This window comes from Rubrimonas sp. (genome assembly GCF_036788415.1).
In the GTDB taxonomy this organism is placed as follows: Bacteria; Pseudomonadota; Alphaproteobacteria; order Rhodobacterales; family Rhodobacteraceae; genus Rubrimonas.
This window is the reverse complement of record NZ_DAIQNN010000056.1, coordinates 1-21,417: the sequence shown is the minus strand read 5'-3', so window position 1 is coordinate 21,417 and position 21,417 is coordinate 1. Positions and strand designations below refer to the sequence as shown.

General features: G+C 71.1%; 17 protein-coding genes. 6 read left to right on the top strand and 11 right to left on the bottom strand.

Annotated elements, in window-relative coordinates; genetic code table 11:
- A partial coding sequence (locus V7Q31_RS12730) for an isoleucine--tRNA ligase (RefSeq protein ID WP_333834241.1) occupies positions 1–1,771 on the bottom strand: 1,771 nt, incomplete at its 3' end.
- A gap of 270 nt (positions 1,772–2,041) precedes the next feature.
- On the opposite strand from V7Q31_RS12730, the gene V7Q31_RS12725 reads away from it, so the two are divergent.
- Positions 2,042–2,602 carry a DUF2867 domain-containing protein gene (locus V7Q31_RS12725; RefSeq protein ID WP_333834240.1) on the top strand — a complete coding sequence of 187 codons (561 nt, stop codon included), beginning with the start codon at positions 2,042–2,044 and terminating at the stop codon, positions 2,600–2,602.
- Here V7Q31_RS12725 and V7Q31_RS12720 read toward each other — a convergent pair.
- From V7Q31_RS12720 to uraH, 10 genes are all read right to left on the bottom strand, one after another.
- Positions 2,583–3,206, bottom strand: a complete 624-nt coding sequence (locus V7Q31_RS12720) for a methyltransferase domain-containing protein (RefSeq protein WP_333834239.1) — start codon at positions 3,204–3,206, stop codon at positions 2,583–2,585. The genes V7Q31_RS12725 and V7Q31_RS12720 overlap by 20 nt on opposite strands.
- Positions 3,196–5,250, bottom strand: a complete 2,055-nt coding sequence (gene recQ, locus V7Q31_RS12715; RefSeq protein WP_333834238.1) for a DNA helicase RecQ — start codon at positions 5,248–5,250, stop codon at positions 3,196–3,198. The genes V7Q31_RS12720 and recQ overlap by 11 nt, the downstream gene beginning before the upstream one ends.
- A gap of 75 nt (positions 5,251–5,325) precedes the next feature.
- Complete coding sequence (gene mbfA / locus V7Q31_RS12710; protein WP_333834237.1) at positions 5,326–6,303, bottom strand: iron exporter MbfA; 978 nt, start codon at positions 6,301–6,303, stop codon at positions 5,326–5,328.
- Positions 6,304–6,368: 65 nt separating this feature from the next.
- Complete coding sequence (locus V7Q31_RS12705; protein ID WP_333834236.1) at positions 6,369–7,367, bottom strand: NAD(P)H-binding protein; 999 nt, start codon at positions 7,365–7,367, stop codon at positions 6,369–6,371.
- A gap of 62 nt (positions 7,368–7,429) precedes the next feature.
- Positions 7,430–7,561: a hypothetical protein gene (locus V7Q31_RS12700; RefSeq protein ID WP_333834235.1), complete on the bottom strand. Its 132-nt coding sequence runs from the start codon at positions 7,559–7,561 to the stop codon at positions 7,430–7,432.
- A gap of 79 nt (positions 7,562–7,640) precedes the next feature.
- Entirely contained in the window at positions 7,641–8,942 is a 1,302-nt protein-coding gene (gene guaD, locus V7Q31_RS12695; protein WP_333834234.1) for a guanine deaminase, read from the bottom strand.
- On the bottom strand, positions 8,939–9,799 hold the full coding sequence (xdhC, locus tag V7Q31_RS12690) for a xanthine dehydrogenase accessory protein XdhC (RefSeq protein ID WP_333834233.1): 861 nt from the start codon (positions 9,797–9,799) through the stop codon (positions 8,939–8,941). Before xdhC ends, guaD begins: the two co-directional genes overlap by 4 nt.
- Positions 9,796–12,138 carry a xanthine dehydrogenase molybdopterin binding subunit gene (gene xdhB, locus V7Q31_RS12685; RefSeq protein WP_333834232.1) on the bottom strand — a complete coding sequence of 781 codons (2,343 nt, stop codon included), beginning with the start codon at positions 12,136–12,138 and terminating at the stop codon, positions 9,796–9,798. Before xdhB ends, xdhC begins: the two co-directional genes overlap by 4 nt.
- Positions 12,139–12,152: 14 nt before the next feature.
- Positions 12,153–13,619, bottom strand: coding sequence for a xanthine dehydrogenase small subunit (gene xdhA, locus V7Q31_RS12680; RefSeq protein ID WP_333834231.1), 1,467 nt, complete (start codon positions 13,617–13,619; stop codon positions 12,153–12,155).
- Between the two features lies 1 nt (position 13,620).
- Positions 13,621–13,977: a hydroxyisourate hydrolase gene (gene uraH, locus V7Q31_RS12675; protein WP_333834230.1), complete on the bottom strand. Its 357-nt coding sequence runs from the start codon at positions 13,975–13,977 to the stop codon at positions 13,621–13,623.
- 168 nt (positions 13,978–14,145) lie between these two features.
- On the opposite strand from uraH, the gene V7Q31_RS12670 reads away from it, so the two are divergent.
- The 5 genes from V7Q31_RS12670 to scpA all read left to right on the top strand — a co-directional run.
- On the top strand, positions 14,146–15,678 hold the full coding sequence (locus tag V7Q31_RS12670) for an acyl-CoA carboxylase subunit beta (protein WP_333834229.1): 1,533 nt from the start codon (positions 14,146–14,148) through the stop codon (positions 15,676–15,678).
- Positions 15,679–15,767: 89 nt separating this feature from the next.
- Positions 15,768–16,055: a hypothetical protein gene (locus V7Q31_RS12665; protein WP_333834228.1), complete on the top strand. Its 288-nt coding sequence runs from the start codon at positions 15,768–15,770 to the stop codon at positions 16,053–16,055.
- Positions 16,056–16,524: 469 nt separating this feature from the next.
- A complete protein-coding gene (locus tag V7Q31_RS12660; protein ID WP_333834227.1) occupies positions 16,525–18,555 on the top strand; it encodes an acetyl/propionyl/methylcrotonyl-CoA carboxylase subunit alpha in 2,031 nt (676 codons plus the stop codon).
- A 4-nt stretch (positions 18,556–18,559) separates the two neighbouring features.
- Positions 18,560–19,156, top strand: a complete 597-nt coding sequence (locus tag V7Q31_RS12655; RefSeq protein WP_333834226.1) for a hypothetical protein — start codon at positions 18,560–18,562, stop codon at positions 19,154–19,156.
- A gap of 109 nt (positions 19,157–19,265) precedes the next feature.
- The coding region (gene scpA / locus V7Q31_RS12650) for a methylmalonyl-CoA mutase (RefSeq protein ID WP_333834225.1) at positions 19,266–21,417 on the top strand (2,152 nt) is incomplete at its 3' end.

Genomic DNA, 21,417 nt, shown 5'->3' with positions numbered 1-21,417 from the left:
ATTGCCCGCCCCGGTCGCGCAGCGCGAAGGCGTGGGTGGAGCCTGAGTCGAACCAGACGTCGAGAATGTCCGTCACCAGCGTCCACGCCTCGGGGTCGTAAGCGTTCCCGAGAAACCGCGCCTTCGCCCCTTCGGCGAACCAGGCATCCGCCCCTTCGGCGCGGAAAGCCGCGACGATGCGGGCGTTGACCTCCGCATCGCGCAGCAACTCCCCGGTCTCGCGATGCTGGAAGCAGGTCAGCGGCACCCCCCAGGCGCGCTGGCGCGACACCACCCAGTCGGGGCGGGCGGCGATCATGCTGCGCAGGCGGTTCTGGCCGGTCTTGGGCGTGAAGGCGACCAGCGCCTCGATGGATTTCAGCGCGCGTTCGCGGATGGTGGCGCCGTGCTCCCCCATCCCGTCCTCAAGGGTCTTGTCGATGGCGATGAACCATTGCGGGCGGTTCAGCCGGATGACGGGCGCCTTGGAGCGCCAGCTATGCGCGTCCGAGATCGTCTGGCGCTGCGTCGCGACCACCGCGCCGACTTCCTTCAGCTTGTCGAGCACCGCCCGGTTCGCCTTCCCCTCCTTGCCCTTGCGGTCGAGGATGTGGAGCCCGCCGAAGAACGGCACGCCGTCGACGAACTCCCCCGCCGTGCCGACATTGTGGGTGATCCGGTCGAGCATCCCCTTCTTGCGGAACAGCTCGTAATCGTCCTCGCCATGGGAGGGCGCGCAGTGGACGAAGCCCGAGCCGGTGTCGTCGGTGACGAAATCGGCTTCGAGAAGGGGGACGGGGTAGCCCCAGAACGGATCGGCCCAGGCGAGGGGATGCGCGCAGGTGAGGCCTGCGAGCGTTGCGGCGGGAACGCCTTCGACTCGCGTGAAGGCCGTGACGCGGGCGCGCGTCAGGATGGATTCGGCCAGCGCGTCGGCCATAACCAGCCGCTCGCCGGGCTTCACCCAGTTGTCCTCGGGCGCGTCCGTGATCTCGTAGAGACCGTAGGCGATCTCGGCGCCATAGGCGACGGCGCGGTTGGAGGGGATGGTCCAGGGGGTGGTGGTCCAGATGACCACGGCGGCGTCGAGCCCGCCCGCGACCACCGGAAACTTCACCCACACCGTCTCGACCTGCCGGTCGTGATACTCGACTTCCGCCTCCGCCAGCGCCGTCTGCTCCACCGGCGACCACATCACCGGTTTCGACCCCTGATAGAGCGTCCCGTTCATCACGAAGGTCATGAACTCCGCCGCGATGGTCGCCTCCGCGTCGTAGCTCATCGTGAGATACGGCCGCTCCCAGTCGCCCGTGACCCCCAGCCGCTTGAACTCCGCGCGCTGCACGTCGACCCAGCCTTCGGCGAATTTCCGGCATTCCGCGCGCAACTCGTTGATCGGCACGTCGTCCTTGGACTTGCCCTTGGCGCGATACTGCTCCTCGATCTTCCACTCGATCGGCAGCCCGTGGCAGTCCCAGCCCGGAACATAAGCGCTGTCGAAGCCGAGCATCTGGTGCGAGCGCACGACGAAATCCTTGAGGATCTTGTTGAGCGCGTGGCCGATATGGAGATGCCCGTTGGCGTAGGGCGGCCCGTCATGCAGCTCGAAGGCCGGGCGGCCCTGCGCGGCCCGCCGCATCCGCGCATAGAGGCCCATCTCCTCCCAGCGCGCGAGCCAGCCGGGCTCGCGGGCGGGCAGCCCCGCGCGCATCGGGAAGACGGTCGCGGGCAGGAACAGCGTGTCCTTGTAGTCGGGGGCGGCTGTCGATTCGGCGCTTGTGTCGGACGGCATCAGGGCGGTTCCCGGGTGGTGCGGCCAGGGCGCTGCGGCGCCGGCGCGAGGACGAGGGCGAAGGCTCCCGGCGCTCCCCGTTCAGGAGGCCGGGCCGGTAATTCGCGCTCTCCGCTCGCCGCTTGTCATGGTGCGCCGACTTAGCAGCGGCGAAGCGGCGCGACAACATCGCGGGCGCCCCGAGGTGCGACCGATGGTCTGCGCGCCGCCCCGCTGACGTCGCCGCGCGTCGACGGTATGCTGCGCGGGACCCATCGACGGAGCCGCTCCATGTCCGACCCGCGCCACCCCTACCGCGACTACCCGCGCAAGGCCGGCGCCACTGCGCGGACTCGCGCCTCCGCTGCCGCGCTCTGGGAAGTCGTCACCCATGTCGGCGGCGAGAACCGCTATTTCGCCCTCGATTTCCTCTGGACCGTGCGCGAGTGGATGGACGCCGCCGTCGGCGGGCCGGGGCTGAAGCGGGGCCGCACGACGCAAGGCCCGCTCCAGCCCGGCGACTGGATCGACAGCTGGGAAGTGCTGGTCGCCGAGCATCAGTCGGTGCTGGCCCTGCGCTTCAACATGAAGGCGCCGGGCGAGGGCGTGCTGGAGTTCCGCATCGACCCGTTCCATGGCGGCGCCTCCGTCACCGTCACCGCATGGTGGAAGCCGCAGGGGACGGCGGGCGCGCTCTACTGGGCCGCGATGCTGCCGGCGCATGTCGTGCTCTTCAAGCGCATGACCGCGGAGATCTGCCGCCGCGCCGAAGTCCTCGAACAGGGCGGCGCCGAGACCGTCGAGACCGACGACATGAACGCGCGCAGCGGCCTCAGCCCCGCCCAAGGCTGAACGTCGCCATCTGGCTCGGCCCTCCGAGCGCGGGATGCGCGCCCCCGACGCAGGACAGCGCGACGGCGTAGCCCGTCCGCGCCGCGACCCCCTGGCACCATCGGGCGAACTGCGCGCGGCCCCATTCGAAGCGGTGGTCGGGGTGGCGCATCCGCGAGGGCGGCGTCCCCAGCAGCGCGTTGAACTCGGCGTTTGGCGTGGTGAGAACGACCGTCGCGGGCCGCATCCGCCGGAACACCGCCGCCTCGACGGCGGACAGCCGTTCGGGCGGCAGATGCTCGATCACCTCCACCAGCGCCGCCGCGTCGAAGCCGCCGAGCCCCTGCGCCAGCGCCGGCGCGGTGAAATCCCCCTCGATCAGCCGCGCCCGCTCGGGCCGCTCGGCCTCCGTCAGCCGCCGCCGCAACCGCGCGAGCGAGGGCCCGTGCGCATCAACCCCCACGACCCGCTCCACCCACGGCTCGCCGAGCAGCGGCGCCAGCAGCGCCCCGTCGCCGCAGCCCAGATCGAGCACGCTGCGCGCGCCGCTCTCCCGCAGCGCCGCCAGAACCGCGTCGAGGCGGTCGCGATGCATGCCGGTGCTCATCGCGGGCTCAGCCCTCATGCGCCTCGATCGCCGCGAGGAAGGCGGCGCCGTAGCGCTCGGCCTTCTGCGGCCCCATTCCGTGGATCGCCGCCAGCGCCGCCAGATCGCGCGGGCGCTGCTCGGCGATCTTGGCCAGCGTGGCGCGGGTGAGGGCGAGCGGCTTGCCGGTCCCGTCCGCCCCGCGCGCGAGGTCCCGCGCCGCGGCCTCCAGCGCGTCGAACAGCGCCGCGGCCTCGCGCGGCAGCCTGGCGCGGGCGGGGTGTTCTGGCGGCGGCGGCGCGCCGGTCAGCACGTCCAGAAACGCCTCGCCATAACGGGCGAGCTTGGCGGCGCCGACGCCGTGGCACTGCGCCAGCGCATCGCGGTTCTGCGGCTTGCGGGTCGCCATGTCGATCAGCGTGCGGTCGGGAAACACCACATAGGCCGGAACCTTCTGCGCCTCGGCCAGTTCGCGCCGCTTCGCCTTGAGCGCCGAGAGCAGCGCCTCGTCCTCCTCCGCCACCAGCGCCGCCGGCGCGGCGCGCTGGGACCGCGCGCCCCCCTTCTCCGCCGGCGGATCGGCGCGCAGCTCCAGCCGCTGCTCGCCCTTGAGAACCGGGCGCGCGGCCTCCGCGCAGCGCCAGGCGCCGTGGCGGTCGGGGTCGGTCCAGACCAGCCCCAGCGCGTAGAGCTGGCGGAACAGCCCGCGCCATTGCAAGCGGTCGAGCTCCCGCCCGACGCCGAAAGTCGGCAGCGCGTCATGGCCCTTCTCGCGCACCTTGTCGGTCGCCTCGCCGCGCAGCACCGCGATCAGATGGTCGAGCCCGTAGCGCTCGCCCGTGCGCAGCATCGCCGACAGCGCCTTCTGCGCCAGCTCCGTCGCGTCGCGCAGAGGGGCGGGGTTGCGGCACAGGTCGCAATTGCCGCAGGGCTCCGCCGCCTCGCCGAAATAGGCCAGCAGCGTCACCCGCCGGCAGCGCGGCGCCGAGGCCAGCGCCAGCAGCGCGTCGAGCCGCGCGTGATCGGCCCGTTTGCGCTCGGGCGGGGCGGCGCTTTCGTCGATCTGCATGCGCCGCAGCTTCACGTCGTCCACGCCCCAGAGCGTCAGCGTCTCCGCCGGCGCCCCGTCGCGCCCCGCGCGCCCGATCTCCTGATAATAGGCCTCCACCGATTTCGGCAGGTCGGCATGCGCGACCCAGCGGATGTCGGGCTTGTCCACCCCCATCCCGAAGGCGACGGTGGCGCACATCACCAGATCGTCCTCGCGCTGGAAGCGGTCCTGATGCTGGCCGCGCAGCTCCGCCGGCAGACCCGCGTGATAGGGCAGGGCGGGCACGCCCGCCGCGCTCAGCGCCTGCGCCAGCACTTCGGTCTTGTTGCGCGAGCCGGCGTAGACGATCCCCGACCGCCCCTTGCGCGCGCTCGCGAAGCGCAGAAGCTGCGCGCGGGGGTTGTCCTTGGGCTGAAAGGCGAGGAACAGGTTGGGCCGGTCGAAGCCGCGCAGGAAGGTCGCCGGTTCCCCGTCGAACAGCCGACGCACGATCTCCGCGCGCGTCTCCGCGTCGGCGGTGGCGGTGAAGGCGGCGGTCTGCACGCCGCCCAAGGCCCGCCGCAACTCGCCGAGCCGCAGATAGTCGGGCCGGAAGTCGTGCCCCCACTGGCTGACGCAATGCGCCTCGTCCACCGCCAGCAGCCCGACGCCCGCCCGCCGCAACAGCGGCCCCGACGACGCGATGCGCTCCGGCGCCATGTAGAGCAGCTTCAGCGCCCCGCGGTCGAGCGCGTCGAACACCGCTTCGGTCTCCTCGGGCGCGTTGGCCGAGGTCAGCGCGCCCGCCTCCACCCCCGCCGCCCGCAGCGCCGCCACCTGATCGCGCATCAGCGCGATCAGCGGCGAGACGACGACCGTCACCCCGTCGCGCGCCAGCGCCGGCAGCTGGTAGCACAGCGACTTGCCGCCGCCCGTCGGCATGATCGCCAGCACGTCGCGCCCGCCGATCACCGCATCGACGATCTCGCGCTGGCCCGGGCGGAACTCGGCGAAGCCGAACACGGCGCGCAGCAGGCGATCGGCGTGGGACATTGCAGTCTCCGGCTGGCGTCAGCGAAGCTTCGGGCGGCCCCTCATCCCATGGCGCGCCCGCCAGTCCAAGGCCCGTCACCCCAGCCCGATCAGCATCCCCGCCCCGAGAACCAGCGCGCCCCCCACCACCACCTGCAGCGTCGCGCGCCAGAACGGCGTCTCCATATAACGGTTCTGGATCCAGGCGATCGCCCAAAGCTCGACGAACACCACGGCGATGGCGATCCAGGTCGCGGTCCAGAAATCGGGGATCAGATAGGGCAGGGCGTGCCCCAGCCCGCCGAGCATCGTCATCGTCCCGGTCACGAACCCGCGCGTCACCGGCGAGCCGCGCCCCGAGATCACCCCGTCATCCGAGGCCGCTTCCGTGAACCCCATCGAGATGCCGGCGCCGACCGAGGCCGCGAGCCCCACCAGAAACGTCTGCCAGGTGTCGCCCGTGGCGAAGGCGGCGGCGAAGATCGGCGCCAGCGTCGAGACCGAGCCGTCCATCAGCCCCGCCAGCCCCGGCTGCACGTAAGTCAGCACGAATTGCCGATGCGCCGCATCGTCCTCGGCGGCGCGGGTCTCGGGGTCGAGATGGCGCGCCTCGATCCGGTTCCATTTCGCCTCATGCCCGCCTTCGGCGGCGGCGAGGTCGCCGAGCAGCTTGCGGGTCGCCGCGTCGGTGGTGGATTGCGCCGCGCGCAGGTAGAAGTCGTGCGCGTCGCGCTCCATCCGCGCCGCCTCGGCGCGGATGCGGTCGAGCCCGAGCTTCTCGACCAGCCAGACCGGGCGGCGCGCGTAGAACCCCGCGACATGCTCGCGCCGGATCAGCGGGATGGTCTCGCCGAAGCGCTTGGCGTGGATGTCGATGAGGCGGCGGCGATGCCCGTCCTCCTCGACGGCCATCGCGTCGAAGGCGGCGGCGCTGTCGGGGAAATCGCCGCGTAAGGATTCCGCGTACCAGCGATAGATGCGCGCGTCGTCCTCCTCCGCCGAGATCGCCAGCGCAAGGACTTCGCGTTCGGAGAGATCGGCGAAGCGGCGCCGGCCGGTGAGCGCTGTGAGCATGAATGGACCCCAATCTGGAATGATTCCAGATTATGGGGCGGCGCGGCGTCCGTCAACGTTGAGGTTCAGAACACCGCATGCGCGCCCCGGTCGAGCGCCGCCTCGCCGCGCAGCAGCCGCGCCTGATACGCGAACAGCGTCTCGGTCCCGGTCTCGGGCGTCGCGTCCGAGTCGTAGCGCCCGGTTTCGGGGTTCAGGACCAGCATCGACTCGGTCGCGTAATAGCGCCCGATCCGCGCGAACTCGGCCTTGTCGCGCAGACGCGACGAAACCCGCCCCGCGAGCGTCAGCCCGCCGATGATCGCGTCGAGCAGCGCGACCGGGACTTGCCGGAACCGCGCCTCGCGCCCGAGCAGCTTGAACAGCGCCTCGCCCTGATCGCGCGGCGTGAGCGCAGGGCCGGGGCCGCCAATGGGCAGGATGCGGTTTCGCCGCTCCGGCAGGTCGAGGCAGTCGGCGAGGAAAGCCGCCAGATCGCCGTCGCCGATGGGCTTGCAGGCGGTCAGCCGCCCGTCGCCGAAGACGAGATAGGGCTTGCCGGCCTTCACCCGCGCGACCTGCCCCGACAGCGACTTGAAGAAGGCGGTGGGGCGCACGATGGAATACGCCATGCCGGACGCGATCAGCGCCTCCTCGAACGCCAGCTTGGCCTTCTGGAACTCCAGCAGCGGCTTCTGCACGCAGATCGCCGAGAGCAGGACGAACTGATCCGCCCCCGCCGCTTGCGCCGCCTCCAGCGCGCGCAGCTGCGCGTCGCGCTCGACCGCCCAGGCGTCGGCTGGCGCGCCGGCGCGCGAAGCCATGCAGGAGACGACCGCGTCGAAGCGCTCGCCCCGGAACCCCGTCCGCGACAGCGCCGCGGGATCGGTCGCGTCGCCGAAGCGCAAGACCGCCCGCTCGGGCAGCCCCCGCCGCGGGTCGCCCGAGGCGGCGGGCCGCAGGAAGCAGACCACCTCATGCCCTCTGTCCAGCAGCGCCGACACCGTCGCGCGCCCGATGGTCCCGCTGGCGCCCAGCGCCATCACGCGGCGGGGCTGCGGCGTCGGGGCGGGCGGCTCGGCCATCGGTCAGGGGCCTTCGTTGCGGCGCGCAAGGCGCTCCTGGAGCGTCGGTCTCGCCGCGCGTCTCAGAGAAAGCGCAGCGTGTCGACCGCGTCGAGGATCGGCTGCAGCGCGACCCAGATCAACCCCGCGAACACCCCGGCGACGAGCGCCGCCTGCAGGAGCGACCGGATCGCGACCCCAAGATTTTCCCACATGACACACACACGTCTAACGATGAACTGAAGAAAGTATGCGGCAAAAACTGCGAAAACGCCAGATAAAATTAAGAAATGGTTAACTGTCGCGGCTGTGGGTCCGGCGTCCCCCGCTCCAGCTCTCCAGAACGCAGCGATCGTCGCCGAGGATGATCAGCGCGAAGAGCAGCGAAGCGGGGCTTTCGGCGCGCGCGCTCCGCGCCGCCAGCAGCGGCGTCGCCTCCGGGTCGAGCAGCACGGCGTCGGCCTCCATCCCTTCGGCCAGATCGCCGATCCGATCGCCGAACCCCATCGCCTCCGCCGCCCCCGCCGTCGCGAGCCGCCACAGCTGCGCCGGCGTCAGCGCGGCGCCCCGGCTCTGCCCCAGCTCATAGGCCGCCCGCATCGTCGCAAACGGCGAGAAGGACGAGCCTCCCCCGGTGTCGGTCGCCAGCCCCACCCGCACCCCCATCGCCTTCAGCCCCGCCACGTCGCAGGCGCCCGAGCCGAGGAAGTGGTTGGAGGTCGGGCAATGCGCCACCGCCGCCCCCACCTCCGCCAGCCGCGCCCGCTCCCGCGCGCTCAGATGGATCGCATGGCCGAAGATCGCGCGCGGGGACAGCAGCCCGAAACGCTCGTAGACGTCGAGATAGTCGCGCGCCTGCGGGAACAGCTCCGCCACCCAGGAGATTTCGGCCGGGTTCTCGCTCAGATGCGTCTCGATCGCGCAATCGGGATGCGCCCGGGCGAGCGCCCCCGCCGCCTCCAGCAGTTCGGGCGTCGAAGTCGGCGCGAAGCGCGGCGCGATGGCGTAGCCGAGCCGCCCCGCCCCATGCCAGCGCGCGATCAGCGCCGCCGAGCGGTCGAACGCCTCCTGCGCGCCCTCGCAAAGGTTCGGCGGCGCGTTGCGGTCCATCATCATCTTGCCGCCGAGCGCGCGCAGCCCCCGCGCCTGCGCCTCCGAAAAGAACGCGTCCATCGCCGCTTCGTGGATCGTGCCGAAGGCGCAGCAGGCGGTGTAGCCGTTGCGCAGCTGCTCGTCGAAGAACAGCCGCGCCACCTCCGCCGCATGCGCCGGGTCGGCGCAGCGCGCCTCCTCGGGGAAGGTGTAGCCGTTCAGCCAGTCGATCAGCTGCGCGCCCCATGAGGCGATGATCGGCGTCTGGAACGGGTGGACATGGCAATCGACGAACCCCGGCGCGATCACCGCCCGCGGCCTGTGGCGGACCTCCGCGCCCGGATGCGCCGCCAGCACCTGCGCCGCCGGCCCGACCGACGCGATGCGCCCGTCGGCGACGGCGACCGCGCCGTCCTCCTCCCAGACCAGCGCCTCGTCGCCGATCTCGAACGGGTCGCCCTCCCAGCGCAGGAGCCGCCCGCGCAGGATGGTCGCAGCGCTCACGCAGCCCCCCGCCGCTGCGCCGCCAGCGCCGCGTCGACCTGCAACAGCTGCGCCGCGACCGACGCCGCGATCACCGCCGGGCGCTTGTCGCGCAGCCCCGGCAACCCGATCGGACAGGTGAGGCGGGCGAGCGCGGCCTCGGTCAGCCCCCGGGCCCGCAGCCGCCGCAGGAACGTCGCGCGCTTGGTCGCCGACCCGATCAGCCCGACGAATCCCGGATCGTTCCGCAGCGCCGACGCGACGATCTCCAGATCGAGCGCATGGGAATGGGTGATGACGAGGTGCAGCGCCCCCGCCGGCGCGGCGCCGGCCTCCGCCTCCGGCAGCGGGGTCTCGACGGTCGCGACGCCCCGCGGCGCCTCCGCGGTCAAACCCTCCCGCGCATCCACCCAGCGCAGCGCGAACGGCAGCGGCGCGAGCGCGCGCACGACCGCCGCGCCCACATGCCCCGCCCCGTAGATCAGCACGGGCCGCGGCGCCGGGCCTTCCCGCCAGATCGGCCCGCCCGGCCAGAGCGCCGCGCCCCCCGTGGCGAAGCGCGGCGCGTCGGCGGCGGTCAGCGGCGCGAGCGCCACCACCATCGCGCCGCCGCAGCACTGGTCGAGCTCCGGCCCCAGCGGAAAGTCGAGCGTCTCGGGCGCGGGGGCCGCCTCCGCCAGCAGCGCCCGCGCCGCGCTCACCGCGCGATGCTCCGCCGTCCCGCCGCCGATTGTGCCGAGCGCGCCCTCCGCCCCGATCAGCATCGCCGCCCCCGCCTCGCGCGGGGTCGAGCCGCGGACCAGCGTCACGAACGCCAGCACCGCCCGCCCCATCCGCTCCAGTCCCGCCGCGATGTCCGCGCCGCGCAGATCGGTCATTCCCGCACGCGCGCCACCGCCGCCAGAACCCGCTCGGGCGTCGCCGGCGCGTCGAGCGCGGGATAAGCGCCGCGCCCCGCCGCGCGCACCGCGTCCGACAGCGCCAGAAACGCCGCATTCGCCAGCATCAGCGGCGGCTCGCCCACGGCCTTGGAGCGGCGGATCGTGAATTCGCGATTCTCCCCCGGCCCCCACAGCGCCAGCCGGAAGTCCTCGGGCCGGTCGGAGGCTGTGGGGATCTTGTAGGTGCTCGGCGCGTGCGTGCGCAGCCGGCCCTTCCCGTCCCACCACAGCTCTTCCGTGGTCAGCCAGCCGAGCCCCTGAATGAAGCCCCCCTCGATCTGGCCCAGATCGATGGCGGGGTTCAGCGACTTGCCCACATCGTGCAGCAGATCGGCCCGCAGCAGCCGGTTCTCGCCCGTCAGCGTGTCGACCGCCGCCTCGCACACCGCCGCCCCATAGGCGAAATAGTAGAAGGGCCGCCCCTGCGCCTTCTCCCGGTCCCACCAGATCTTCGGCGTCGCATAGAACCCCGTCGCCGACAGCGACACCCGCGCCAGATAGGCCATTCTCACGAAGGCCGCGAAGGGGATCGCCTCCGCCCCCACGACCACCGCATTGCCCTCGAACCGCACCGCGTCCGTGCTCACGCCGAACCGCTCCGACGCGAAGCGCGCGAGGCGGTTGCGCAGCTTCCGGCAGGCGTCGCGCACCGCCATCCCGTTCATGTCCGACCCCGACGACGCGGCGGTCGCCGAGGTGTTGGGCACCTTGTCGGTGCGGGTGGCGGAGGGCCGGACGCAGTCGAGGTCCACCCCAAGCTCCGACGCCGCGACCTGCGCCACCTTGGTGAACAGCCCCTGGCCCATCTCGGTCCCGCCATGGTTCAGCAGCACCGAGCCGTCCTGATAGATGTGAACCAGCGCGCCGGCCTGGTTCAGAAACGTCGTGGTGAAGGAGATGCCGAACTTCACCGGCGCAAACGCGATCCCGCGCTTGATGACCGGGCTCGTCTCGTTCCAGCGCGCGATCTCCGCCCGCCGCGCCGCGTAGTCGCTGCTCGCCGCCAACTCTTCCGTGATCGCGCCGATCACGTTGTCCTCGACGCGCATGTGGTAGGGCGTGACGCAACGCGCCCCCGCTTCCCCCGCCGGATCGTAATAATTGCGCCGCCGCACCTCCAGCGGGTCGAGGTCGAGCGCATGGGCGACATGATCGACCACCCGCTCCATCCCCAGCATCCCCTGCGGGCCGCCGAAGCCGCGAAAGGCGGTGTTGGAGACGGTGTCGGTGCGGCAGCGATAAGAGGTGATCTCCGCCGCCGGCAGGAAATAGGCGTTGTCGGCGTGAAACATCGCCCGGTCCGCGATGGCCGAGGTCAGGTCGAGCGACCAGCCCCCGCGGGTCATCTGGACCACTTTCAGCCCCAGAATCCGCCCCGCCTCGTCGAAGCCCACCTCGTAATCGATGACGAATTCGTGCCGCTTGCCGGTGAGCCGCATATCGTCGTCGCGGTCGAGCCGCAGCTTAACCGCCCGCCCGGTGACGCGCGCCCCCAGCGCCGCGCCCGCGGCGATCAGGTTGCCCTGCGTCTCCTTGCCGCCGAAGGCGCCGCCCATCCGCCGCACTTCCACCGTCACCGCCGAGGCCGGAACCCCCAGCACATGCGCCACGATGGCCTGCGTCTCCGACGGGTGCTGCGTCGAGGACAGCACATGCGTCTCGCCATTCTCGCCGGGGGTCGCGAGCGCGATCTGGCCTTCGAGGTAGAAATGGTCCTGCCCGCCGATCTCGATCCGCCCCGACAGCCGGCGCGGCGCGGCCTCCAATGCCGCCTCCGCATCCCCCCGCGCCATGCGATAGGGCGGCTGGAGCAGCGACCCCGCCGCCATCGCCTGCGCGATGGTCAGGATCGGCGCGTCCTCCGCCCACTCGATCCGCGCCAGCCGCACGGCGCGCCGCGCCGCCTCGCGCGTTTCGGCGAGGACCAGAAACAGCGCCTGCCCGGCGTAATGGACGTCGCCGCCCGACCCCGACAGCGCCAGCATCGGCTCGTCATGGGCGACCGGCCCGACCTGGTTGTCGCCGGGGATGTCGTCGGCGGTCAGCGCCGCGACGACGCCTTCCGCCGCGCGCACCGGCCCCAGATCGACCGACAGGGCGCGCCCCTTCGCAATCGGCGACAGCGCGAACTGCGCGTGCAGCAGCCCGGCGGGGGCCGCCACATCGTCGGCGTAGCGCGCCGCGCCCGTCACATGCAGGTCCGCGCTGTCATGCCGGCGGGCGACGCCCGCGCCGTCGCGGATCGTGGGGGAAAGGTCGGAAGGTCCGCCGTCCATCTCAGCCCCCCATCTCAGGCCGCCGAGGTCAGCGCATCGCGACGCTCCAGCCGGGTCGGCGTCCCCGGCTGCGTCGTCTCGATGAAGTGGCGCAGCAGCAGATTGCGCGCGACCTGCATGCGATAGACGGCGCTCGCCCGCATGTCGCTCAGCGGCGTGAAATCCGCGCCCAGCGCCTCCATCGCGTCGCGCAACGTCGCCTCGGTCCACGCCCGCCCGATCAGCGCGGCCTCGGCGTGGGCGGCCCGCTTCGGCACCCCCGCCATCCCGCCATAAGCCAGCCGCGCCGAAACCACGACGCCGTCGCGCATCTCCACGTCGAAGCACCCCAGCACCGCCGTGATGTCCTGATCGAAGCGTTTGGAGACTTTCGAGCAGCGCAGCCGCGCCCCGTCTGCGGGGATCGGCAAAAGCAGCGCCTCGACGAATTCGCCGGGCCGGCGATCCTGCTTGCGGTAGTCGAGGAAGAACTCCTCCAGCGCCATCTCGCGCCGCTCCCGCCCGCGCCGCAGCGCCAGCGTCGCGCCGGCGGCGATCAGCGCCGGCGGCATGTCGCCGATGGGCGAACCGTTGGCGACATTGCCCCCCACCGTCCCCGCCGCCCGCACCTGCGCGCCGCCGATCCGCCGGATCAGCGCGCCGATGTCAGGGTAGAGGGCGGCGATGCGCGGCGCCGCCTCGGCATAGGTGACCGCCGCCCCGATCCGCAGCGCGCCGCCCTCCGCCCGCATCTCGCGCAACGCGCCGACGCGGCCCGTCCAGATCAGCGTCTCGGGGTCGAACAGGTCCTTCGTCACCCACAGCCCGACATCGGTGGCCCCGCCGAGGATCGTCGCCTCGGGGTGCTCCGCGACCAGATCGGCGAAGGCGTCGAGGTCGGTCGGCGCGAAGAACCGTCTCCCCTCCGCCTCGTAGCTCAGATGCGCATGCGGGATCAGCGCCCGCAGCCGCTCCGCCGCCGCCCCATCGGCCTCCTCCCACGGCGCCGGCCCGCGCGCGAAGGCGTCGGCGAAAGCCCCGATCAGCGGCCCGTAGCCCGTGCAGCGGCACAGATTGCCCGCCAGCAACTCCTCCACCCGCGCCCTCTCCGGCGCGGCGCCTTCGGTCCGCAGCGCGCACCACAGGCTCATGACGAAGCCCGGCGTGCAGAACCCGCATTGCGACCCGTGCCCCTCCGCGATCGCCGCCTGCGCCGGGTGCGCCGCGCCCCCCGGCCCCGCCAGCGCCTCGACCGTGACCAATTCGCAGCCGTTCAGCATCGGCAGAAGCTGGATGCAGGAATTGACGGGCCGCGTGACCAGCCGGTCGCCTTCGAGGCTCCGCACCGCGACCGTGCAGGCCCCGCAATCGCCCTCGGCGCAGCCCTCCTTGGTCCCGCACAGGCCCCGCGCGCGCAGCCAGTCGAGCAGCGTCGTCGTCGGGCGCGCGCCTTCCACCGTCACGGGCGCCCCGTTCAGGATCAGGCGGATCGGGTCCGACATCTCAGCTCCCCCGATAGGTGGAGTAGCCGAACGGGCTCAGCAGCAGCGGCACATGGTGGTGCGCGTCCGGGTCCGACACGCCGAAGCGCAGCGGGATCACGTCGAGAAACAGCGGCTCGGGCAGGGCGTTTCCTTGCGCCCGCAGATACGCCCCCGCATGGAACTCCAACTCATAGGTCCCCGCGACCAGCGCCGCACCTTCGAGGATCGGCGCGTCGAGCCGCCCGTCCGCATTGGTCCGCCCGCAGCCGAGCGCCGCCCGCGCCCCGTCGGCCCCGATGCGGAACAGCGCCAGATCGAGCCCCGCGGCGGGCCGCCCTGTCGCCGTGTCGAGAACATGCGTCGTGATCCGTCCCATCCCGCCCTCGCGCAGACCGAATGGTGCGGATGCTAGCGGATTGTCCCCCGCGCGCCAGACCCCTTGCGGCGCCGCGGCCTGCAAGATTAGGTGTTTTGCTGCGCTGCGAAACGCGCTAAGAGCGCCACCCAAGGGACGCGCGCGCAATAAAATGACGGGGAGACGCCCATGAAGGACATTCTCGAACAACTCGCCCGTCGCCGCGACGAAGCCCGCCTCGGCGGCGGCGAGAAGCGCATCGCCGCGCAGCACGCCAAGGGCAAGCTCACGGCGCGCGAGCGCATCGAGGTGCTGCTCGACGAAGGGTCCTTCGAAGAATACGACATGTTCGTCACGCATCGCTGCGTCGAGTTCGGCATGGCGGGCACGCAGATGTCGGGCGACGGCGTCGTGACCGGCTGGGGCACGATCAACGGCCGTCAGGTCTACGTCTTCGCGCAGGACTTCACCGTTCTCGGCGGCTCCGTGTCCGAGACCCACGCCGCCAAGATCTGCAAGATCATGGACATGGCGATCAAGGTGGGCGCCCCCGTGATCGGCCTCAACGATTCGGGCGGCGCGCGCATCCAGGAGGGCGTGGACAGCCTCGCGGCCTATGGCGAAGTGTTCATGCGCAACATCGAGGGCTCGGGCGTGGTCCCGCAGATCAGCGTGATCATGGGGCCCTGCGCCGGCGGCGCCGTCTATTCGCCCGCGATGACCGATTTCATCTTCATGGTGCGCGACAGCTCCTACATGTTCGTCACCGGCCCGGACGTGGTGAAGACCGTCACCAACGAAGTGGTGACCGCCGAAGAACTCGGCGGCGCCAAGACCCACACCTCCAAATCCTCCGTCGCCGACGGCGCGTTCGAAAACGACGTCGAGACCCTCGCGGAAGTGCGCCGGCTGGTCGACTTCCTGCCGCTCAACAACCGCGAAGCCCCGCCGATCCGCCCCTTCCACGACACGCGCGACCGCCTCGACTACAGCCTCGACACGCTGATCCCCGACAACCCCAACCTGCCCTACGACATGAAGGAGCTGGTGCTCAAAGTCGTGGACGAGGGCGATTTCTTCGAGATCCAGCCCGATTTCGCCCGCAACATCATCACCGGCTTCGGGCGGCTGGAGGGGCAGACCGTCGGCGTCGTCGCCAACCAGCCGATGGTGCTGGCCGGCGTGCTCGACATCGACAGCGCCCGCAAGGGCGCGCGCTTCGTGCGCTTCTGCGACGCCTTCAACATCCCGATCCTGACCTTCGTCGACGTGCCGGGCTTCCTGCCGGGCACGGCGCAGGAATATGGCGGGGTGATCAAGCACGGCGCGAAGCTGCTGTTCGCCTATGGCGAGGCGACGGTGCCGAAAGTCACCGTGATCACCCGCAAGGCCTATGGCGGCGCTTACGTCGTGATGGCGGCCAAGCATCTGCGCGCCGACGTGAACTACGCCTGGCCCACCGCCTCGATCGCGGTGATGGGCGCCAAGGGCGCGACCGAGATCCTCTACCGCTCCGAACTCGACGACCCCGAGAAGATCGCCGCCCGCACGCAGGAATACGAGAAGCGCTTCGCCAATCCCTTCGTCGCCGCCGAGCGCGGCTTCATCGACGAGGTGATCATGCCGATGGGCACCCGCAAGCGCGTCGCCCGCGCCTTCGCCGCGCTGCGCGCCAAGCGCGTCGAGCGGCCGTGGAAGAAGCACGACAACTTGCCGCTGTGAGCGCGAGGGCGTGAGCGCGATGGCCCGCTCCGAAGATCGACCCGGGCGCGCTGCGGCCTATGTCTCCGGCGAGAGCCGAGGAGCCGCGCATGAGCGAACCGCAACCGCCGAACGGCCATCCCAACGGCCAGCCGCCCCAGCCGCCGGACTGGCGGCTGCTGAAATTCCTCGCGCGCAACTGCCTGACCGGGATCATCTGCGGTTGGGCGGTGCTGCTGGGCTTCCTGTGGACGGATGTGGGCAACATCGGCACGCTGACCGAGAGCGGGTCGAGCGGCGCGCTGGGGATGTTCCTGCTGGCGGTGATGTTCGGCCTGACCGGCGGTTCGGTGGCGATGGGAATCGCCGTGATGACGCTGGCCCGCAAGGACCCCTGACGCCCGCCGACCTGACGCTCGCCGAGCTGCGCGCCGCCCTCGCCGCGCCCGGTCGCCCCGCAGGCCGCTTCCGCTGGATCGAGACCGGGGCAGGGGGCCTGCTCGCCCCCGAAGCCCTCGCCCGCGGCCCCCGCCGCGCCACCGCCCTGATCGCGCGCGCGGCGCAGTGGGATGCGCCCGCCCTCTCGCCCCGCGCCCGCCTGCGCCTCGCCACCGCGCTCCGTCAGGACCTCTGGCGCCGCCTGCGCGCCGCCCGCGCCGCCGCCCCCGTCGTGCGCATCGCCTCGGACGGCCCGACAGTCCGCGCGACCGCCGCCGTCGCGGCCCTCGACGGCGCGGCCCCGCCGCCCGACGCCGCGCGCGCGCTCGACGCGCTGCTCTCCGATCCCGCGCAATTGCGCCGCTGGACCCTCTGGGCCGCGCGCGCCCGCGCAACGACACCTCGAGAAGACGCACAGGGAGACGCCGGATGTTCGAGAAGATCCTGATCGCCAATCGCGGCGAGATCGCCTGCCGCGTCATCAAGACCGCCCGGCGCCTCGGCATCAAGACCGTCGCCGTCTTCTCCGACGCCGACCGCGACGCGCTGCATGTGCGCATGGCCGACGAGGCGGTGCATGTCGGCCCGCCCCCCGCCGCCCAGTCCTACATCGTGATCGACAACATCCTGCGCGCGATCCGCGAAAGCGGCGCGCAGGCCGTCCATCCCGGCTACGGCTTCCTCTCCGAACGCGCCGCCTTCGCGCAGGCGCTCGACGCCGAGGGCGTCGCCTTCATCGGCCCGCCGGTCGGCGCCATCGAGGCGATGGGCGACAAGATCACCTCGAAAAAGCTCGCCGCCGAAGCCGGCGTGAACACCGTGCCCGGCTATATGGGCCTGATCGCCGACGCGGATGAGGCCGTGCAGATCGCCAACGAGATCGGCTATCCGGTGATGATCAAGGCCAGCGCCGGCGGCGGCGGCAAGGGCATGCGCATCGCCCACACCGACGCCGAGACGCGCGAGGGGTTCCTGTCCTCCAAGAACGAGGCCGCCGCCAGCTTCGGCGACGACCGCATCTTCATCGAGAAATTCGTCACCTCGCCCCGCCACATCGAAATCCAGGTGCTCGGCGACAAGCACGGGAACTGCATCCATCTCGGCGAGCGCGAATGCTCGATCCAGCGCCGCAACCAGAAGGTCATCGAGGAAGCGCCCTCGCCCTTCCTCGACAAGGCCACCCGCGCCGCGATGGGCGCGCAGGCCGTGGCGCTGGCGAAGGCGGTGGATTACTGCTCCGCCGGCACGGTCGAATTCATCGTGGACGCCGACCGCAAGTTCTATTTCCTCGAAATGAACACGCGTCTTCAGGTCGAACACCCGGTCACCGAGCTGATCACCGGCATCGACCTCGTCGAGCAGATGATCCGCGTCGCCGCCGGCGAGACGCTCGCGCTCAGGCAATCCGACGTGAAGCTGACCGGCTGGGCCATCGAGAGCCGCCTTTACGCTGAAGACCCCTATCGCAACTTCCTGCCCTCGATCGGCCGCCTCACCCGCTACCGCCCGCCCGCCGAGCGCCGCGAGGAGAAACTCGCCGTGCGCAACGACACCGGCGTCTATGAAGGCGGCGAGATCTCGATGCATTACGACCCGATGATCGCCAAGCTGTGCTCCTGGGCGCCCGACCGGCACGACGCCATCGCCGTGATGCGCGACGCGCTCGACGGCTTCGAAGTCGAGGGGATCGGCCACAACCTGCCCTTCTGCGCCGCCGTGATGGACAATCCGCGCTTCATCTCCGGCGCCATCTCCACCGCCTTCATCGCGCAGGAGTTCCCCGACGGCTTCGAGGGCGTGACGCTCCCCGACGAGGCGCTCGCCCGCATCGCCTGCGCCTGCCTCGCGATGAAGCTCACCCTCGAGCGCCGCGACGCCCATGTGACCGGCGCGCTGCACAATCACGAGCGCCTCGTCAGCCCCGACTGGGTGGTGACGCTGCAGGGCCGCGCCTTCGCCCTGCGCTCCGAGAACGGCGGCGCGCGCATCACCGCGCTCGACGGCCCGGCGCCGGGCCCGGAGACCGATCTCGACGCGGGCCGCCTCGTGCACATCGAGGCCGACTGGACGCCCGGCGCGACGCTCGCCCATGTGAAGGTCGACGGCCTTCCGATGACGCTGAAGGTCGACCGCCGCACCGAGGGCTTCCGCATCCGCTGGCGCGGCGCCGACCTGATGGCCACCGTCCGCACCCCCCGCACCGCGCAACTCGCCGTCCACATGCCGGTGAAAGTCCCGCCCGACACCTCCAAGATGCTGCTCTGCCCGATGCCCGGCCTCGTCGTCTCCATCGCGGTGGAGGTCGGCGAGGAAGTGCAGGACGGCCAGACGCTGTGCACGGTCGAAGCGATGAAGATGCAGAACGTGCTGCGCGCCGAGCGCAAGGGCGTGGTCGCCAAGATCAACGCGGGGCCGGGCGACAGCCTCGCGGTGGATGCGGTGATCATGGAGTTCGAGTGAGGCGATGTGGGAATGGCAGGCTTGGATCGGGCCGGCCATCATCGCAGCCGTCATCTCGGCTTTCGTCACCGCCTTCGGCTGGTTCGTTCCCTACTGGCGCGAACAGCGCAAAGAGGAAGCCCGCAAGGCGCAGCGCGCCGCCGACATGCGCCGCGCCCTGAGCGCCGAGATCGCCAGTCACCTCTCCCGCTACGAGGAGGTCGATCTTCACCGTCATTTCGACGTCATGGCCAAGGCCATCGACGCCGATCCGAGCTATACGCCGTTCGTCCCGCGTGACGCGCTGAATGCGCGCGTATATCACGCGATGCTGGCCGATCTGACTCTCCTACCCGAGGACGCGATCGATCCTGTGGTGTCCTATTACGCTCAGCTCGACTGTGTGCGATGCTTTGCGGAAGATCTCAGATCGCCCGAATACGCATCTGTTTCGGTCGAGCGGCGAAAGCTGATGTATGAGCATTTCATCGGTATGAAAATTTACGCCGCCGATCTCGCAAGAACGGCGCGGGCCCGGCTCGGCTGTCCTAGCGTCAGTATCCCGGTTGCGGGGTCGGACGCGGAGGAACGGGCCTCGGCGACGTCGGCGTCTCGGACATGACCCAACCCCCCTCTATCGCGATGGTAGCATACCGCCGCCCCCGCGCCTGCGTCTATACTGGCCCGAACCGCAGATGGGCCCCGCGCGCCGCCGCCGCAAGGAGACCGAGATGACCGACACGCCCGACCTCGCCGCCTGGTCCGCCCTCGCCGCCAAGGAACTCCGCGGCCGCACGCCCGACGACCTCACCTGGACGACGCTCGAGGGCATCCCGGTCAAGCCCCTCTACACCGAAGCCGACACCGCCGGCCTCGCCCATATCGGCTCGCTGCCGGGTCTGCCGCCTTTCACCCGCGGCCCCCGCGCCACGATGTACGCAGGCCGCCCCTGGACGATCCGCCAATACGCCGGCTTCTCCACCGCCGAGGAATCCAACGCCTTCTACCGCAAGAACCTCGCCGCCGGCCAACAGGGCGTCTCCGTCGCCTTCGACCTCGCCACCCATCGCGGCTACGACAGCGACCACCCCCGCGTCGTCGGCGACGTCGGCAAGGCGGGCGTCGCCATCGACAGCGTCGAGGACATGAAGATCCTCTTCGACGGCATCCCGCTCGAGAAAATCTCCGTCTCCATGACGATGAACGGCGCCGTCATCCCCGTCCTCGCCTCCTTCATCGTGGCGGGCGAAGAACAGGGCGTCCCCCGCAAGCTCCTCAGCGGCACCATCCAGAACGACATCCTCAAGGAGTTCATGGTCCGCAACACCTACATCTACCCGCCCGAGCCCTCGATGCGGATCGTCGCCGACATCATCGAATACACCGCCGCCGAGATGCCGCGCTTCAACTCGATCTCGATTTCCGGCTACCACATGCAGGAGGCCGGCGCGAACCTCGTGCAGGAGCTCGCCTTCACCCTGGCCGACGGGCGCGAATACGTCCGCACCGCCATCGCCCGCGGCATGGACGTCGACGCCTTCGCCGGCCGCCTGTCATTCTTCTTCGCCATCGGCATGAACTTCTTCGCCGAAGTGGCCAAGCTCCGCGCCGCCCGCCTGCTCTGGCACCGCATCATGTCCGAATTCGGCGCGAAGAAGCCCGAATCGCTGATGCTGCGCACCCATTGCCAGACCTCCGGCGTCTCCCTGCAGGAGCAGGACCCCTACAACAACATCATGCGCACGGCCTATGAGGCGATGTCCGCCGTCCTCGGCGGCACGCAGAGCCTCCACACCAACTCCTTCGACGAGGCCATCGCGCTGCCGACCGAGTTCTCCGCCCGCATCGCCCGCAACACCCAGCTCATCCTTCAGGAGGAGACCGGCGTCACCAAGGTCATCGACCCCCTCGCCGGCTCCTACTATGTCGAGAAACTCACCGCCGACATGGCCGAGGCCGCCTGGACCCTCATCGAGGAGGTCGAATCGCTCGGCGGCATGACCAAGGCCGTCGCCTCCGGCATGCCCAAGCTGCGCATCGAGGAGAGCGCCGCCCGCCGGCAGGCCGCCATCGACCGGGGCGAGGAGGTGATCGTCGGCGTCAACAAGTACCGCCTCGCCAAGGAGGACCCGCTCGACATCCGCAGCATCGACAACGATCAGGTCCGCGAGAGCCAGATCGCCCGCCTCGAGCGCATCCGCGCGACCCGCGACGAGGCCGCCTGCAAGGCCGCCCTCGCCGCCCTCGAGGCCTCCGCCAAATCCGGCCAGGGCAATCTCCTCGCTCTGGCCGTCGACTGCGCCCGCGCCCGCGCCTCGGTCGGCGAGATCTCCGACGCGATGGAGACCGCCTTCGGCCGCCACCGCGCCGAAGTCCGCACGCTCGCCGGCGTCTACGGCGCGGCCTTCGACGGCGACGACGGTTTCGCCGCGATCCAGAAGGACGTCGAGGCCTTCGCCGAGATCGAGGGCCGCCGCCCCCGCATGCTGGTGGTGAAGATGGGGCAGGACGGGCACGACCGCGGCGCCAAGGTCATCGCCACCGCCTTCGCCGACATCGGCTTCGACGTCGACGTGGGCCCGCTCTTCCAGACCCCCGAGGAAGCCGCGCAGGACGCCATCGACAACGACGTCCACGTGATCGGCGTCTCCTCCCAGGCCGCCGGCCACCGCACGCTGGCCCCGAAGCTCATCGAGGCGTTGCGCGCGCAAGGGGCGTCGGACATCCTCGTGATCTGCGGCGGCGTGATCCCCCATCAGGATTACGAGTTCCTGACTGCGGCGGGCGTCAAGGCGATCTTCGGGCCGGGGACGAACATTCCGGATGCCGCGCGCAAGGTGCTGCGGCTGATCGGGGAGGCGCGGGGGAAGGTGGCGGCGGAGT